Annotated in this window: 13 protein-coding genes and 1 pseudogene; 5 read left to right on the top strand and 9 right to left on the bottom strand. The window is 43.2% G+C overall.

The window, feature by feature from the left end; genetic code table 11:
• A partial coding sequence (locus tag A136_RS18690) for an IS110 family transposase (protein WP_017063642.1) occupies nt 1-309 on the top strand: 309 nt, incomplete at its 5' end.
• A gap of 392 nt (nt 310-701) precedes the next feature.
• Here A136_RS18690 and A136_RS18685 read toward each other — a convergent pair.
• Together A136_RS18685 and A136_RS18680 are read right to left on the bottom strand one after the other, a co-directional pair.
• The gene (locus A136_RS18685) at nt 702-1754 is read right to left on the bottom strand and encodes a YiiX/YebB-like N1pC/P60 family cysteine hydrolase (RefSeq protein ID WP_017063641.1); all 1053 of its coding nucleotides are present in this window, start codon (nt 1752-1754) and stop codon (nt 702-704) included.
• Nucleotides 1755-1907: 153 nt separating this feature from the next.
• Nucleotides 1908-2582, bottom strand: a complete 675-nt coding sequence (locus A136_RS18680) for a hypothetical protein (RefSeq protein WP_017063640.1) — start codon at nt 2580-2582, stop codon at nt 1908-1910.
• A gap of 640 nt (nt 2583-3222) precedes the next feature.
• Between A136_RS18680 and A136_RS18675 the strand changes: the two genes are divergently transcribed.
• Together A136_RS18675 and A136_RS18670 are read left to right on the top strand one after the other, a co-directional pair.
• Entirely contained in the window at nt 3223-5046 is a 1824-nt protein-coding gene (locus A136_RS18675) for a M4 family metallopeptidase (protein ID WP_017063639.1), read from the top strand.
• A gap of 325 nt (nt 5047-5371) precedes the next feature.
• A complete protein-coding gene (locus A136_RS18670; RefSeq protein ID WP_017063638.1) occupies nt 5372-6583 on the top strand; it encodes a DUF3103 domain-containing protein in 1212 nt (403 codons plus the stop codon).
• Between the two features lie 93 nt (nt 6584-6676).
• Here A136_RS18670 and A136_RS18665 read toward each other — a convergent pair whose 3' ends face one another.
• Both A136_RS18665 and A136_RS18660 read right to left on the bottom strand, forming a co-directional pair.
• Complete coding sequence (locus A136_RS18665; RefSeq protein WP_029235151.1) at nt 6677-6994, bottom strand: Dabb family protein; 318 nt, start codon at nt 6992-6994, stop codon at nt 6677-6679.
• Nucleotides 6995-7209: 215 nt separating this feature from the next.
• Nucleotides 7210-7449: a hypothetical protein gene (locus A136_RS18660; RefSeq protein ID WP_017063636.1), complete on the bottom strand. Its 240-nt coding sequence runs from the start codon at nt 7447-7449 to the stop codon at nt 7210-7212.
• Nucleotides 7450-7530: 81 nt separating this feature from the next.
• On the opposite strand from A136_RS18660, the pseudogene A136_RS22670 reads away from it, so the two are divergent.
• Nucleotides 7531-7641, top strand: a pseudogene (locus A136_RS22670) (LysR family transcriptional regulator); the annotation flags it as partial.
• A gap of 158 nt (nt 7642-7799) precedes the next feature.
• On the opposite strand, the gene tnaA reads toward A136_RS22670, so the two are convergent.
• The 3 genes from tnaA to A136_RS18645 form a co-directional block, all read right to left on the bottom strand.
• A complete protein-coding gene (tnaA, locus tag A136_RS18655) occupies nt 7800-9272 on the bottom strand; it encodes a tryptophanase (RefSeq protein WP_017063635.1) in 1473 nt (490 codons plus the stop codon).
• Between the two features lie 744 nt (nt 9273-10016).
• Nucleotides 10017-11693 carry a GTPase family protein gene (locus tag A136_RS18650; RefSeq protein WP_017063634.1) on the bottom strand — a complete coding sequence of 559 codons (1677 nt, stop codon included), beginning with the start codon at nt 11691-11693 and terminating at the stop codon, nt 10017-10019.
• The gene (locus tag A136_RS18645; RefSeq protein ID WP_017063633.1) at nt 11680-12795 is read right to left on the bottom strand and encodes a YcjF family protein; all 1116 of its coding nucleotides are present in this window, start codon (nt 12793-12795) and stop codon (nt 11680-11682) included. Before A136_RS18645 ends, A136_RS18650 begins: the two co-directional genes overlap by 14 nt.
• Nucleotides 12796-13034: 239 nt before the next feature.
• Here A136_RS18645 and A136_RS18640 point away from each other — a divergent pair, with 239 nt between their 5' ends.
• Entirely contained in the window at nt 13035-13547 is a 513-nt protein-coding gene (locus tag A136_RS18640; RefSeq protein WP_017063632.1) for a peptide-methionine (S)-S-oxide reductase, read from the top strand.
• A 152-nt stretch (nt 13548-13699) separates the two neighbouring features.
• Here A136_RS18640 and A136_RS18635 read toward each other — a convergent pair whose 3' ends face one another.
• Entirely contained in the window at nt 13700-15316 is a 1617-nt protein-coding gene (locus tag A136_RS18635) for a polysaccharide lyase 6 family protein (RefSeq protein WP_017063631.1), read from the bottom strand.
• Between the two features lie 85 nt (nt 15317-15401).
• Nucleotides 15402-17174, bottom strand: coding sequence for a sodium:solute symporter family transporter (locus A136_RS18630; protein WP_017063630.1), 1773 nt, complete (start codon nt 17172-17174; stop codon nt 15402-15404).
• Between the last annotated feature and the right edge of the window lie 110 nt (nt 17175-17284).

Genomic DNA, 17284 nt, shown 5'->3' with positions numbered 1-17284 from the left:
TTTGATAAAAGCCGTGATTTCTCTGCTTGGCTAGGACTAGTACCAAAGCAATATTCCACAGGAGGAAAACCTCGGTTAGGCCGGATAACCAAACACGGCGACAAATACTTAAGAACACTATTAGTTCACGGCGCAAGGACCGTGATTGCCAACCTTGGCGACAAGCAAGATAAGTTAAGTCAGTGGTACAGAGGCGTTCTGGAACGAAGAGGAATGAACCGAGCAATAGTGGCACTTGCCGCGAAGAACGCACGAATTATATGGTCGCTTTTACACAATCAAACAGAATATGAAAACTATGCTGCCTAAGTAAAAACTTAAGCAGCATAAAGAGTTAAACCCACCGGGTCATTGCAGACGCTAATGATGGAGATAGGTTAAGACCACTTGCGGAGAGCCTGTTAATGCGGCGGACACACTAGATGTCATCTAACGAATAAGGCACCGCAGTCGCGCAAAGTCATCAGGGCCACGACGTATGCGAATCGTCGATAAGTAGGCCGAATGTAGAGCGGCAGTCCAAAACCCATCAACATAAGTTTAGCGGATGTTTGACAACCGGGGGAATCCATGTATCCCTGTTAAGGTATGAGCAACACAATACCGAAGCCACCGCATACCACCTTAAATACTAAACGCAACGCATATTGAAAGTGCCACGCGTTGCGAATCGCTATTAAACAGCTTGTTAGCTCGTTTTACTAACGCACTAGACCTGATACTTCGCTGAGATATTTGTCTGCGATTCTTGATGTTTGCGAATCGATAAATGGGTGCTGTAAAATCACCTTCAGGCGACTCTCTGTTTCTAGCAAAATTTTTCGGTATAGTTGTATATGTAATTTAGTAAACTTAAGATTAAGATTACGGTAGTTCTGACGGGCAATGTCAATTGACTTACCATGCCTTTCAAGTTCTCTACGATTTAAATCTACCTCACTAGCAATTAATTCATCGTGATTTAATGCAGTTTGCATCTTTTCCGTGAATTCCTGAGCATTATATCGATAAGAATTTAATTTACGGTCCACATCATATATTTTCAAATATTTCGTTGATTCTATAAACTTACAAATCCGTTTATCAGAAGACCTATCTTTGGCTAAATGTTCGCTAATATCATTAATAGTTTGAATATCCGCGCCTTCTTTCTTCAGATGTTCACGAGCAAGTTTTAACCACTTAAATGTCTCTTCTTGATTTTCCAAGTTAGGATCTTCTCTCGACGCCATCTCGATATCTTCTTCCGTCGCCTCTCTTACACAACCATTTACCACTTCTAGCAGATCAGAATTGTTTATATCCTCAGGCGTGGAATAATCAGCGTTGTTTACAAGTTCAATTCCACCCTCTATGTAGCTTTGCGCCACTAGCCTAGAACAAAACTGTTTCCTGTTTTTTCCTTGAAGTATATTGGGCAATACAGCTTTACCGGCTTCAGTCATGCTATATAGACTACCAACTTTTGCTCTCGCATTATCACAAATACTTTCTAGTTTAGAGTGAAGAGCAGGATCTTTAAGGCGTAAAACCTTAAAGCTATCCTTTGAGGACAAAAGTATTCGCTGAGGGTTTTTCGAAAACACTCCTCCCTTCTTTACCGCATGAATTAAGGTATGGTCGATATAAATCATTGCATGTGAATAATCGCTTTTAGTCGCTTTTTTTATCATTTCACTGATGACTGGAGTTTCACCTGCCTCTAAAACAATATCACCTTGTTGTAACTTTTTTAAATCTAATAAATACTTCATTATTGAGCCTAGTTGTTATTACATACTGACGAGCTAACGCCTTGCTAAGCGGAAAAGAATAGTTAGATATAATCGCGAAGCGATGGCCAACTGTTGTTTTTCCGTTTAAGCAACTTGTTATGTTACTTTTAAATAGATACTACTTTAGATCGATTACTTAGTAAGCCAATCTAGATTCATCAGAAGTCGAATTTCTTTAGTTGCTTTATCCAATAATGTTTTTGATACATTTTCATTGACTTTGACTCCATCAATTATTTTGACATATGCGGGAGTTGGTAAATTCATCAAAGAGTAAAACAACAAAAAATAGGTAAGCACACTTCCACAATAATATATTATACGATGCTCTAACTGTGAAGTAAGAAGAGGTATTGATAATGCTAGCAATAGTAGAGTGAAGGGATGGTCCATATCAAGACCAAGGAGCAATAGTGTAACAAGTGATAAAATGGATAAAATCCCTATTATAATGTTTACCTTCTGAATTTTATATATAGCAAATCTTTTATCTTTTTCTATTTTACAAAGATTTTCGTTAATTTCTCTAACTTTTTTTTCATTAGACAACTTTAAAATTTCATCTGTTTTATCAATTAGAAATTTACTAATACGATCTAATTCATTATCAAATTCATTACCTTTAAAGTAAACGTTATGTAGTTTAAGAAACTCTAGGTAAAGTAAAGAAAAAGCATCATACTCTTTACTAAAAAGAACCTTTAAATTTTCTTTATCTTTATCTTTATCTTTATCTAAATTCTCTAAGGATTCATTCAATATATTGAATCTATTATCTAATTTCCTAAACTTAGTACTAACTAACAAAATAATTTCCTTTTATGACTAATAAGTAGATCAGTAACGTTTGTAACATAACAGCTATTAGATAGAAAAATTCCATATCTAAATTCAGCGTTTTTCTGTCTAGTTTTTTATATGACCTATCTTAATCGACTTACCCCATTCATAACAATAACTTATCGTTATTAGTTTGTGATTGAGCAAGAAAATGTAGAATTTTTCTATCTAACAGGACTAAATGTAGAAAAGATTAGATCTGTACTTAGTAACATTGTTAAAACAAGTTTACTATTGATAATAAAGACAATATTTCCAAAACCCGGTTATTTACTCATTTGTAATTAAGATAAAAACAGAGAAATATCGAAATTAACTTAGAGAAATTCACTCTATAGATTCAAACAAAGCGGATTTTGATAACTCCTAACCCATCATATATTTACGATAAATAACAATACTTAATTTTATAAAAACAATTTGATCAATAAGGACTTTTGTAAACTTTGAATTACATACTCTAAAAATAAATCTCCCTGATAAACTTGTCATAAATCCAAATGCTCTTCCAATCTTGATTCGCAACACATGGCATTTGTGTGTTGCATATAGACTTCCTATAAAGTCGTTGGGAAGAAGGAGTTTATATTAAAATCAGGAATAAAAAATGAACCAACAACGTCAACTAAGCTGGAAAATAGCAGCCATTCTAGGTACGTCTTTCGGCTTTACTGCACACGCTGCAGAAATGGTCAAAGTCGATAATGATGCATTACTACAACAGAGCCTCATCGCGCAGTCGAAGAGTGTTGTCCCACTAGAATTAGGTTTTTCTGAAGTTAAACGGGTGGTACTGCCCAATGGAAAAACCAAAGTCCGCTATCAACAAACTCACTTAGGTTTACCCGTCTTTGATACTTCGGTCGTGGCCACCCTTTCCAAGAACCAACCCACTCAGGTGTTCGGCTCCATGGCACAGGGGATCAGTGGTGACCTGTCCAACATCGCGCCAAAACTGAATCAAGAGCAAGCGATTGAAGCCGCACTGTCTGCTCACCGCAGGTTTACCGTCGGCAAAAAGTCCATTGAAAATAAAAACGCGAAACTGATGGTGAGATTGGATGAGAACCAAGTCGCCCAAGTGGTGTATCTGGTCGATTTCTTTATCGCGTCCTCAATGCCAGAGCGCCCTTTCTACTTTATTGATGCCACGACTGGCGATGTGCTCCAAAAATGGAATGGACTAAACCACGCTAAAGCATTAGGTACTGGCCCCGGTGGCAACCTCAAAACCACTCGATATGAATATGGCAGCGACTTCCCTAGCTTTCCCATCGACAAAACAGGCACGACTTGTACGTTAGAAAATGAATCAGTTAAGACAGTCGATTTGAGGAACGGAACCTCTGGCAGCGCAGCCTACAGTTACAACTGTGCCGACGGCACTAACTACACCGACCATAAATACATTAACGGGGCTTACTCGCCTCTTAACGATGCGCACTATTTTGGTAATGTCGTATTCGATATGTACAAAGAGTGGATGAACACGTCGCCTTTAACTTTCCAGCTGACGATGCGCGTTCATTACGGTACCGATTATGAAAACGCCTTTTGGAATGGTACATCCATGACATTTGGGGATGGCAAAAACACCTTTTACCCATTGGTCGATATCAACGTGAGTGCTCACGAGGTTAGCCACGGGTTCACCGAGCAAAACTCCGGCCTTGTGTACCAAAACATGTCGGGCGGTATCAATGAAGCCTTCTCCGATATTGCGGGCGAAGCGGCTGAATACTACTTACGTGGCAGTGTGGATTGGGTGGTCGGAAGCGATATATTCAAATCAGAAGGCGGCTTGCGTTACTTTGATCAACCTTCAAAAGATGATCGTTCGATTGATCACGCCTCGCAATACTACGATGGCTTGAACGTTCACTTATCTAGCGGTGTTTATAACCGTGCCTTTTATCTTTTAGCGAACAAGTCGGGTTGGAATGTACGTAAGGGCTTTGAAATATTCACGGTTGCCAACCAGTTGTATTGGACGGCAAACAGTACCTTTGACGCAGGAGCTTGTGGCGTAGCGAAAGCCGCAGCAGACATGGGCTATGTGGTTGCCGATGTTGAAGATGCTTTTAATACCGTCGGCGTTAATGCAAGTTGTGGTTCAACGCCGCCAACTGGCAATGTGCTGACGAAAGGCACGCCAATTTCGAACCTAAGCGGGAACCAATCCTCAGAGAGCTTCTACACGTTCACTGTTGATTCTGCATCTAGCGTGACGGTTTCAATGTCTGGTGGTTCAGGCGATGCCGACCTTTACGTGAAATCGGGAAGCAAACCAACCACATCCAGTTACGACTGTCGCCCTTATCGTGCTGGCAACAATGAGCAATGTAGTGTGAGCGCGCAACCGGGCGTGACTTATCATGTGTTACTTCGCGGATACTCTAACTACTCTGGCCTAACGTTACGTTTAGATTGAGTTAGAGCGAGCCTCTTAAACAGGTTATAAAACGAAGAACTAGCGGTTAACCGCGAAATAAAAACCTACTCACTTTGAGTAGGTTTTTTCGTGAAACACCAGTGTAGTTAATAATATTGTAAATTATTTACTGATACGTTTATTAATTTATAAATATCAAGGTTACTTAGGCGTTGTTTTATAAAAACAGTTTAAATTGAGATCCTGTGCTGCACAACGAAACAAAAATAACTGACTAACTTTTGAACACATTCACGTTACTGATAGGTTAATCCTTATAGGGCAAATGCTCTATTAATGATAAAAACTAAAATAAGGATTATTTATGAGACCATCTTTTCCTATCAGTATGGTGCTTGCAACGACAGTGGTTGGCTTCCAGTCTTATGCGCAAAATATTGAGACAACGGATTCATTAGGTATTGCAGAAAGTAGCGCTGCGCAAAAGCAATCTTTGGCGTTGCAAATCAGCGAGCGTTATTCCGATCTTGAGCTTTCATTGAAGGCTCAGATCTCAGAAAAGAACTTATCCGCGCCTGTAGATAAATTGAGCTCTACTCAGCCCTACTCTGCATTTTCAAGTAGGATGCAGAAAGCGGATCTTGGTTATCGCAAGATGAAAGGGATCAACGACTTCAGCGACTCTGTGTTAGAGGTTCGCATGGCTGATGAAGCGATGATCGAAGCTTGGAAGAATGGTGAAAACCCGCTGTTTGCTTTCGAACCATCAGGCGATGATTCAAACTGGCAATACATCGAAGCCTATGATGTGTATGGGCAGGTTCACGAACTAGACGTGTACCAAATGCCAGACGTCCCAGTGTTTGTGGTTGATAGTAACGGTGCTGAAGAGCTCAAAGCAGGCCTAATGGCGATGCAGGCAGAGATGCAAAAGCTGGGTACTACAACGCAAATCAATGCCGTTAACGATACCAATGCCGACGAGAGTAAACCTCAAAAATCGTCTTTGATGAACAGGGCTCGTCGCTCGATGGCCTTGTCGGAACCTGAGCCGTTGAATACAACACAATTAACCAAAATCCGTTTAGCCGTCGACCAAGAACCTTGGATCTCTGGTAAAGCGGAAATCTACGCTATCGTGACGGGTGTCGATTCAAGTCGTTTAGAGCCCCAGATCGACCTCGTTGAGATGCCTTATCTGGACTACGACAAACAGACGTACTACCCGAACCAGACCGTCATCTTCTGGCCTCGCTACCGTTGGGGCGCTGCAGACATGATCTTGATGGAACACGATGATGGCACAGACTACAAAGCGCTAGCAAAACTCTTGGTTCAAGCCGCAGAAGAGATACTGAAGATGATTCCTGATCCAGAAGTTCAAGGTTATGCGATCATCCCTCAGATAACAGGCAAGATTATCGATGTGATTCCTGATGGCGTATTAGTGAATGATGATGACTTCGTGGATGTGTACTACACCTTAATGCAGAACACACCTTATGTAGACCGTCCGGGCGCAGGCGGAAATGCTGTCGCATCGTTTGCACCAGTCACGATTTCGCCGACAGAGTAAATCGTTTCTTATTCAGTTAGGGCTTAATCACATAAGCCCTAACTCTTCATTATCGAAGGTAAGTCAAACACAAGAGACCTACTCAGAACCTAATTACAGGGAGTAATCAAACACAATGATGTCTTCTAAAAGCGGACGAAACACATCTTTCAGCACATCATGCTCAGGGTGCGGAAGGTAATTCTGGCGGCCTTCTTCATCGGCGAACGTCATTAACACCGAGTGGGTATAACCTTGATTCTTGTTTTCAGGGCTGTCATTTAATCCCCATTCGACTGAAGTGACCCCTTCAACCTTGTTTGGCATCGCTTCAAACAGCATCTTTAGTTTTTGAACCTCTGAAGCCTCAGCGTTTTCTTTAAACTTAATCAGTAAAATGTGACGAATCATTCCCGTTTCTTTTCGAGTCATTCCTATCCCTTTTCGAGTCGTTCGCTTACTGGTTTGTAATGCTTAACCAACACCTAATAGCGTTCTAGATTAGAGAACAACAAAATGCCACACGTTACACAACATGCCAAGGCTAGATCGCTAGAGTTTATAAAATACTCCACAACCCAATAACGAAAAATGCTGCACCCGAGGGCCCAGCATTTCTCATGACAATGGTAAGCACATCTTTAACGTTAATCACGACGACCTGTAAGCTGGATCGTTTGGTCTTGATCGACGCTCTTGTGGAATTTTATTCCGCCGTTAGACGCTTCATTTCTTCCTTCCAGTGTTAAGTCAGATTCAACACGCTCAGCCTTTACTTGATTACCTTCGCTTCTTGTCATGTCGATAGTCCCTGTATACGTACCGTCAGCCGCGAAAGCCGTGTTCATAGACAAAGCCATCAATCCAAGTGCGATTAACTTGTTCATACATCACCTCGTTGTATTTCTAATTCTTTGTTCGTTTGGTATCTGTGTTTTTGTTGGAGTAACTTTAACAATCGAACATGAACCATAGATGTGAGCTATGTGATGAGCAGCCGTCGTTCACAGAAAGACGCGCCTTTGAATCAGTGGCTATTCCAAATGTTGAAATCCACCCTAAAAAACAAACAAGCGTAGTTCAGCATCTAAAGGCCTAAATGATTACCGGGTTAACCGCTTAACTGCTTAACTGCTTAGCTGCTTAACGACATAACTCCCCTATCATCCAATAAAGAAAAGGCTCCCGAGGGAGCCTTTGATTAGGGTTCTAGTGACTATTCGCTTATGTTTTTATTTTAAAATGCTTCTTCGAGCGTTTGTTCATTCTTTTTTTCTGTCTGTTTTTCAACGGTTTCAACCTCTTTCAAGCGCGCAGTGAAGTGTCTTAACACCGGCGGCTCGTAGGTAAAATCGAGCCCTTTCACTTGTCCTGCATTCTCTTTCACTTTTTCGAATGCTTCGATAATGAAATCCATGTGTGTTTGTGTGTAGGTCGCGCGAGGAATAGTAAGGCGCAATAACTCCGCAGGGCATGGGTGTTGTTCACCGGTTGCTGGGTCGCGACCTTGCAGCAATGAGCCAATCTCAACCGCTCTGATACCCGCGACTTTATAGAGTTCGCACGCCAAAGCATGTGCGGGAAACTGACCAGCCGGGATATGAGGCAGCAATTTACCCGCATCGACAAACGCAGCATGACCGCCTGCTTGCTGGCACACGATGCCCATCGCTTCTAAGCCATCAACAAGGTATTGAACCTGGCCAATACGGTACTCTAACCAATCTTGGCGCATGCCGTCATAAAGGCCAACCGCAAGACGCTCCATCGCGCCACCTTCTAAGCCACCATAGGTTGGGAAGCCCTCTTGCACCACACACAAGGTTCGACACTCTGTGTACACATCCATGAAAGCGTCGTCTTTAAAGCACAACAAGCCGCCCATTTGTACCATGGCATCTTTCTTGGCAGACATAGCTAAACCATCCGCGTATTTGTAAGACTCACGCGTGATCTGTTCGATTGTCCAATCCTGATAACCCGCTTCACGTTGTTGAATGAAGTAGGCATTTTCTGCGTAGCGTGCCGAGTCCATGATCACAGGAATATCGTACTTCTGAGCGATTTCATACACGGCTTTTAGATTGGCGATAGACACTGGCTGTCCACCAGCAGAGTTACAAGTAATGGTGCTCACAATGTAGGGAACATTGGCTGCGCCCGCTTCTAAGATCGCTTCTTCCAGCTTCGCCACATCGAAGTTGCCTTTGAAATCCGCGTTCACTGAGGTATCGAACGCTTCTTTGGTATAAACGTTCTTCGCCACACAGCAATTCACTTGGGTGTGGCCTTGTGTTGTATCGAAGAAGTAGTTCGACAAGGCGACCATTTTGCTGCGTTCGAGCCCTTTCTCCATTTCACGCTTCTTAATAAGAACCGGAATGTAGATCTGCTCTGCACCGCGTCCTTGGTGTGTTGGAATCGTCAACTCGTAACCGAAGATATCCTTAACCGCATTCGACAATGCGTAGTAACTGCGGCTACCACTGTAAGCTTCATCACCCATTAACATCGCGGCTTGCATACGCTGAGTGATAGATCCTGTTCCGCTGTCTGTCAGTAAGTCGATAAACACATCATCACTGTCGAGCAAAAATGGGTTCATGCCCGCGTCGACAATGGCTTGTTCACGATAGGCGCGAGTTGTTCTTTTTACTGGCTCTACAACACGAATACGAAACGGTTCTGGTAGATGTTTGAAGTTTTCCATAATAGTACCTTTCTATACATTCCGATCAGGTCGAAATCTATTTTATGTAGATGTCACGAATCCTCACCATTAATTTAATAGCTCCGCATGAAGATAGACGGAAATTAACAATGAAAATAAAAAATTAAATAATGAGTTATTAATCGAACCTAAACAGAGGCTGGGATAATTAGCGAGAACGACAAAACAACGAATATTCTGCACGAAATAATAAGTGCGACATTCATGCGTTCAAAGGTTATCAAAGCTGCTGATAGGTAAACAAAGCACGCTGCTTTGCTGGCGTGTGACGCCTAGAGGGTACTACTCTGAAGAAAGGCGGAACGAGAGCTGGTGATCTAAGGTATACCAAGCTAACAAGGTTAGCCATGTTGTTGATTGCCATTTCAGATACATGTTCACAATATATCCCTACGTTGAAATCAAGATGATCCGAAATTTAAATATAGTGTAATTGTTTTATAAATACAGCTTAGAAAAGTATAAATGTGATCAACATTTAGAATGATGATTAAATACGATAGCATGTTATATAAACTGTGAATCACAGCCGTTTATATACTATTAAACTAGTTCAGCGAGTTACTTAATAATATCGAATCTCTTTTAAACTCAATGCTTTCTCGAATATGGGGCGAAGATGGCTGTTTTCTGAAAATCTATTGAGCTAAAAAGCCAAGATCTAGAAAAGATAAGCTCTGATGAGGCTCAAACCTCACCAGAACCGTATTCGCAGTGAATAACTTACTTCTTCTTCACGACTTGCTTGATGGCCATTTCAGCCAGTTTTGGCGTCGCTGCTTTCAATGCACTGGGGGCAACCTTCTTACCCGCCTTGACCGCTTTATTCAGTTGGCCTTTAACCGACGTCCCTCTTTTCATGGCTTCTAAACGTTGGCGATTTCTCTGAACGTTATTTGCGTCAGCGATACGCTCGATCAACGTCTGCCTTAAAGTATCTAAACCAAACTGTACCTTTTCTGGCGCAATCGCCAGCGGTAACACGATATCGGTTTGCAGCAATATATGATTGTATTCGAGCGCTTGAGCAATGATCTTCGCTTTGGTCGATGTTGGATTCTCTAAGTCATACGGCGGTTGCCAATCGTCTACAGGCTTTAATCTGTCTACCTGATTCACAACCGACACCACAATCGGCTTCTTGCGTGAGATGTTGTTAGGATCGTCATAGAAAGCATCAAATCTATCTTTCAATTGCTTATCCAAATCACGCGCAGATTGATTAGCTTTAAGCACCCATAACACCACATCGGCTTGGGTCATCTCTTTCAGCATTAAGGCTTCGGTTTTAGGATTGCCATCAAGCCCCTGAAGATCAACAACGCGAACATCATTGTCGTCGACAAACGCGTTATACACCGTTGAAGTGTCGGTTGATGGCAGCACATCCACTTCTGCAACCAACTCTTGCTTGAGTGCATTGATAAGTGAAGATTTACCCGAACTGGTTTGTCCCACCAGCACGATTCGCACAGGCTCTAGCTCTGGAGCAAAGCGTTGTTCGTCGAGTTCAGAAACATCAGACACTTTAAGTGCCTCATCTTCAATGCTGAAACGTCCGCTGTAGAGGTCAATCGCCACCGCCGCAACTTCATCTAACAAGGCTTGTTTGGCGGCGTATTGCATGTCATCAACCACACCCCTTGTCATTGAAGATGTCGCTTGCTCTCTCCCTAAATCAGAAACAACTTTTAGCGGGTTCAAATAGAGGTTTTTGAGGTGATTCCCCCAAATAGCGGCCTTAACGATCTTCTGCCCTAGCTCGCCATATTTATCATAGGCTTCGTAGCCCGCCTTAATGTAAGAAACCTTGAGATACTCAATGCCCGGTATATGCTCTCGCACTACCAGTTTGTAGCGTCGGCTGACCTCTTCGAACAGCTTTAGTCCTTCAGGAATCGAGAAATCGAGCGATTTTTTATCAAACTTTTTCGCAACGAATTCAAGTACCTCTAAACCGGTTTGATCTAGGTTGCCCCACTCTATGTCGACCATTAATTGTTGGCGTACATGGTGTTTTGAATCATTCCAGATCGACAGTTCTTTTTGAGACCAATCAGCCGAAGCCTTAACCAATGCATCGTTAATATCAGCTTTTTTATGCTGTGATTCAGCTTCAGCAGTATCCTCGCCAAGGCCGCCACTCTCTTTATTCGAGAAAGACTCTTTATTTGAAGAGCGGCTTGAAGAACGGCTAGAAATGAATAAAGGAATGGTGAACACCAAGGTACTCACGGCAATGGCAATCGACATTTCGAGTAGATAACCGTATTTGATCGCCAAGAAGACACCAAAACCCATCATGATAATGCTTGGGAAGATCGCCGAAATCAGGGCAATGCCCCAGCGTCCGCTCGATAGCACCGCCAGTAATCGAAATAGGTTTCTAATTTTCTTCATAACCCGACGCCGCCTTTCCTTTTTTCAGAGATTCTTTGTAGATCTTCTGCATCTCTTGTTCAGACACTTCTTCACCTTTGTTCTTATGATAGAAGTAAAAACAAGCCGCGCGACCTAAACCATAAGAGGTGCCGAAACTCATTGCCGCTGCAGCCACCGCACCTACCGTTTGACCATAAACTGGAATCAGCTTTATCAACTGTCGAGTGCCCAGCTTCATTCCGTATTGCAAAGCAAAGCTGCTTCCCAGAGTGCCTATCAACTCACTAAAGACTCTCTTATTCCATTCGACCCCATATTGATTGGCCAAGCTGTGAAGCATTTTGGCTTGAATCGCAGGTACCGACACCAAACCAACACCCGGAATCAGGTCACTCGCTGCGGCACTTCCTGCATACCAAAGCACTTCGTTTTCTACTTGATCAAAGTTGGCTTCTTCTTGCGTGGAATGTTCTTTGTCTTGCACCATCATTCCTATCACCGGAAGAATACTGCTCAGCTTTTCTAACAAGATGTCATAGTTGTAAACCGCTTCGCTGTTAGACATAGCGTTGTCATCCGTTTCGAAATCGACCGCTACCGATTCAAACTCTTTACCCCAAGCCTTCTCTACTTGGTTGGTGTTGAACTGAATTTGCCTTGCTCGATCTGGTTCACTGGAAGACAACACCGCCGTATGAACCAGCAACAAGTGTTTAATCTTCTTCTGTTTCTTAATCTGTTTTAGAGCCGTAAGCACAGCGGATTGTTCAGGTTCGTCGGCTTTCATTACAACGACTAACGCATTACCTGCCTGACCAATCTCTTCCAAATCCTCTTTCGCATCGTAATTCGCTTCGCTGAGTCCTCTGGTATCAAGAAACCTCATCACGGGTTTGTCTTGCGGAAACTCATACGACATCGCCGTCATGGTACAAGGCGCAAAACCATTGCCCACTTCTACAGAAGAGTCGCCCGTGACCGCTTGAATAAACGATGACTTGCCCGCCCCCGTTTTGCCCAACAGCCACAATGTAGGAAGATGCTTGCGCTGATATTCATGAGCCTGAGTCAAGTCTGGGTTCTTGCTCGGATTAATGAAGTCTTTTATTTGATCAAACATGTTTAGAGTAACGCTCACTTGATGTTGAGATTCGAGTTGATGACAAAGCAATACTGACTTATATAATCACAAATCATATTAAACTTATGTTTGTTCAGTCGCACAGGTTTACAATGCCTAAACGCTTGTTTTTATTTACGCGCTCATTTTTATAGACGCTTTTTTATACGTACGGGTATCATCGTATTGATTCGGGTACCTAACGAACATCAACAAACACAGAGAGCTCAAAGAGAAGTATGGAACAAATTTATTTAGCTGGCGGCTGCTTGTGGGGTGTACAAGAATTTATTAAGTACGTTCCTGGTGTTATCAGCACAGAAGCAGGCCGTGCTAATGGAAGCGCCCAGCCAACAGAGAACAAAACGACACAAAGCGACGGCACACAAAGCGATTACAATGGCTACGCGGAGTGCGTACAAATTGAATTTGATCCAAACATCACGTCAGTCACGATTTTGATGGAACACTTGTTTGAGATTATCGACCCTTACAGCTTGAATAAACAAGGTGTCGATGTCGGAGAGAAATACCGCACAGGTGTATACAGCACTAATGCAGAACACTTAACCGAAGCTAAGCACTATATTTCTTCAAGAGATGATGCCGACCGTATCGCTGTTGAGGTGTTGCCGTTGACCAATTATGTTGCCAGCGACGACATCCACCAGCATCACTTAAGTCACTTCCCTGAAGATCACCACTTATGTCATATCCCTTGGGATCTACTGCATAAGTATAAATCACAGTAGTCTCGACGTAAGATTGAGATGATCACGACCTAAGATCGATAAAGCCTCAACAGACATTATCTGTTGAGGCTTTTTAAGTGTTATGGTCAGGACAGCTATCGTGAATTGATTTGGTAGCTTAAACCATTAGCCATTAGCCATTAACTAATAAATTACTTAGTCGTATTCTCAAGCACGTAGTCTGGACCCGCTGTTTCAGCCGTCACGACCGCAAGTTTAGACACGTCTGCGCCTTCACCTTGATAAGCGTTCATGCCGTTTTCTACAACAACTTTTGGTAGCTCAACCGAGTAGCCTTCGATCAGTTCAGAATCCGTTACTTGACCTACGTAAGTTTCGTCTGTGTAAGTTGCGCCAACTAATGGGAAGTCTTGCGTTGCACGTACACTTACAAACTCAGGTGACTGCGAGTTATCAACCACGTTGTGTTTAAACGCCACATCAACGCCCGCATAAATGCCTTCCACTTCTGCGTTGTCAAACAAACTTACACGGTGGCTTTGGTTGCCGTAAACAATGCCCCACTCAGTATCGACTAGAGAGTTGTTCTCAATGGTGATGTTTTTCGGTGTCCACTGCTTGTTAAGCTCTTTGCCTTTCACCGATTGATCTAGCTGCTCACCATTCGCTACGTCGATGATGCCTGTGTTAATAACAATGCCGCCACGTAGGTCAGCGTTGCCTTCAATCAAGCCATCGCGGCCTCGAGTGTTTGCAATGTAGTTGTTACGAATCACATGATCTTCATCGTAGATACGGACGCCGCCCGTTAGGCGCTTTCCATTGCCAAGAATCATGTTGTTCTCAACTGTGTTGCCTTTTCCGTGACGCAGTGAAATAAGCGCGGTGCTTTGGAAAATAGTATTACCTGAGATCGTGTTGTCGCCCGACTTAATCGAGATAAGCTCACGCTCACCATCCATATCGATCATTAGGTTGTTCACGAACTTAGAACTTGAATCCCACTGTGAAGATTTAGAATCACCAATACGGATCGCTTCCCAGCTGTTGCCGTTGTAACGAATCGCTTCTTTGATGTCGAATTCGTTGAACTGGTTAGGCTTTTGATCCATGAAGATGTTATTTGCGATCAGGTGGTTGTCAGCTGTGTCATCTTTTTGTACACCAATCAAAGTGCCGCGTTTTTGCTTACCTTCGAAACGGTTGTTGATGACTTTGCCGTCTTTACCCCATAGAGATACCCAAAGGTACTTTGGATACTCAGAACGACGCTCGTCTGGCTCGTACGTGTAATCGTGGTTGAAGTAGTAGAATGTTGAGTTTTGAAGCGTATTGCCATTACCCATCATACGAACTGCACCAAAGCGTTCTTTAGGGCCGCCTTCAGTAAATACCAAGCCATCAAGCGTGATGTCATCGCCTTTCAGTTCAAACTGAATCAACCCCGTGATCCACGCAGAACCTGCTTGCTCTGCCTTGATAGTGATGTCATTCGCCGTGATCGTCACTTGACCTAAGTTCGCGTATTTACCGGCAGGGATAACCACTTCGTCGCCATCTTTTAGGTTTTCAAATTGTGCTTTAAGCGCAGCCACTTGCTCTTCCGAAGCAACGGCTAAAGTGTCGCCATCTACCTCTGTTAAGCGGTCACTGCTCAATAGGTAACTACGGTCGATTTCGCTAATAGCTGGCGCAGCTTGTTCAGCGACACTGACTACGGGCGCTGTTTTTTCTTGTGTTGTACAGCCAGTTGCAAAAGCGAGCGTGAACGCGCTAATAATGCTTACCGATAATAGTTTTTTGTTCATCGTACATCTCACATTAAAGTTTGGATTATAAAAATGACGACCACCCGTTCAGGTGGCCGTGATGTTATTTAGGATGCGAATTAGATTAGCCTTCGGCTGGAGTCACTTCGTCTTGTTGCTCGACTTTGTCATCGACTGCTTTAACAAGTAACAGACCAACAGAGAACACAATCAAGCCACACAGAACGAATACCATGCGTCCCCACATTGGGTTTGGCAGTACGAACATAGTCATTACGCCCACACCCGCTACCGCGATAAGTGAACCCAACATACGACGTTGCTTGTTATCCAGTTTCTTCTGTTCATTACTTTCAGCAACTAGTGGCGTCGCTAGGTTGTTGAAGAACTTGTCTACGTCTTTCTCACGGTGCTCAGCAAGAGGCTTGTAGAACAGTGTTGAAAGAATAAAGAAGCCAGCAGTAAATATGATGTGACCGATAAGGCCGATAGCCACTTTCAGGTCAGCCCACTCACGGCCAGTTAGTTCATTTAGACCGAACCAGTTTTGAATCATGTCCGCAGTGATAACGAAACCAACGAAGTAAGAAACCACACCACCTACAACTAGCGTGCCCCAACCTGCCCAATCCGGTGTTTTACGGATGAAGAAGCCACAGAATGCTGGAATCGTCATTGGGAAGCCGATCAATGCGCCCACGTACATCATGGTGTCGAAAAGGCTCAGACCTTTAAGAGAGTTGATGAACAGAGCAACCAAGATGATCGCGATGCCAAAGAAAGTAGACGTTAGTTTAGAAACAACCATTAGCTCTTTCTCTGTCGCTTTAGGACGAAGAATCGGCTCATAGAAGTTCTTAACGAAGATACCTGAGTTACGGTTTAGACCTGAGTCCATTGAAGACATTGTTGCTGCGAACATAGCGGCAATTAGAAGGCCAACCATACCTGCAGGCATGTATTCTTGAACGAAGTAAAGGTAAGCGAAGTCAGCGGCTTTGCTGCCAGCTTCTGGGTAAGCTGCTGCTAAATCAACACCTTGACCTGCCATGAACCAAGAAGGCATGAACCAGATGATTGGACCAAGCGTCATTAGTACACAAGCAAGTAGAGCTGCTTTACGTGCGTTATTTGAATCTTTCGCAGCAAGGTAGCGGTAAGAGTTAAGCATGTTGTTGGTGATGCTGAACTGCTTTAAGAAGATGAACACAGCCCAGATGCTGAAGATGCTCATGTAGTTCAGGTTATCACCCGTAATGAATGAATCTGTTGGGAAGTCGTTAACGATCTGCGTAACGCCGCCACCGTGGTAAATCGCAACCACAGCACACGTCACCGTTACCGCCATGATGATAACCATCTGCATAAAGTCAGATGCGATTACCGCCCAAGAGCCGCCCGTCACTGACATCACCAGTACAACCAGACCCGTTAGGACAATCGTCGTTGTCATATCAAAGCCGAAGATACCCGATGCGATGATTGCTAGACCATTCAACCAAATACCTGCAGAGATAACGCTGTTTGGCATACCAGACCAAGTAAATACTTGCTCATTCACCTTACCAAAACGCATACGAATCGCTTCAATTACCGTCACAACACGCAGTTGACGGAACTTCGGAGCGAAGTAAAGGTAGTTCATTAGGTAACCGAATGCGTTCGCGATGAAGATAATCGCTACGGCAAAGCCATCGGTAAAGGCTTTACCTGCTGCACCAGTAAATGTCCAAGCACTGAACTGGGTCATAAATGCGGTTGCACCTACCATCCACCACAGCATATTACCCCCCCCACGGAAGTAATCACTTGTCGTACTTGTAAACGTTCGAAACATCCACCCTATCGCAATTAAGAATAGGAAGTAGATGCCAACTATCAGGGTATTGAGTTCCATCGTTAGACCTTTTATTTATGTTTTTTTGTTGAGGTCACTATAAATAAACGGCAAGTATATTTGTACTACAATAATCCAAATGCGTGACAATGATCTTACAGTCTGACACT

The sequence above is a fragment of the Vibrio crassostreae 9ZC13 genome (genome assembly GCF_000272045.2).
Lineage (GTDB): Bacteria > Pseudomonadota > Gammaproteobacteria > Enterobacterales > Vibrionaceae > Vibrio > Vibrio crassostreae_C.
This window is presented reverse-complemented; position numbering and strand designations above follow the sequence as displayed.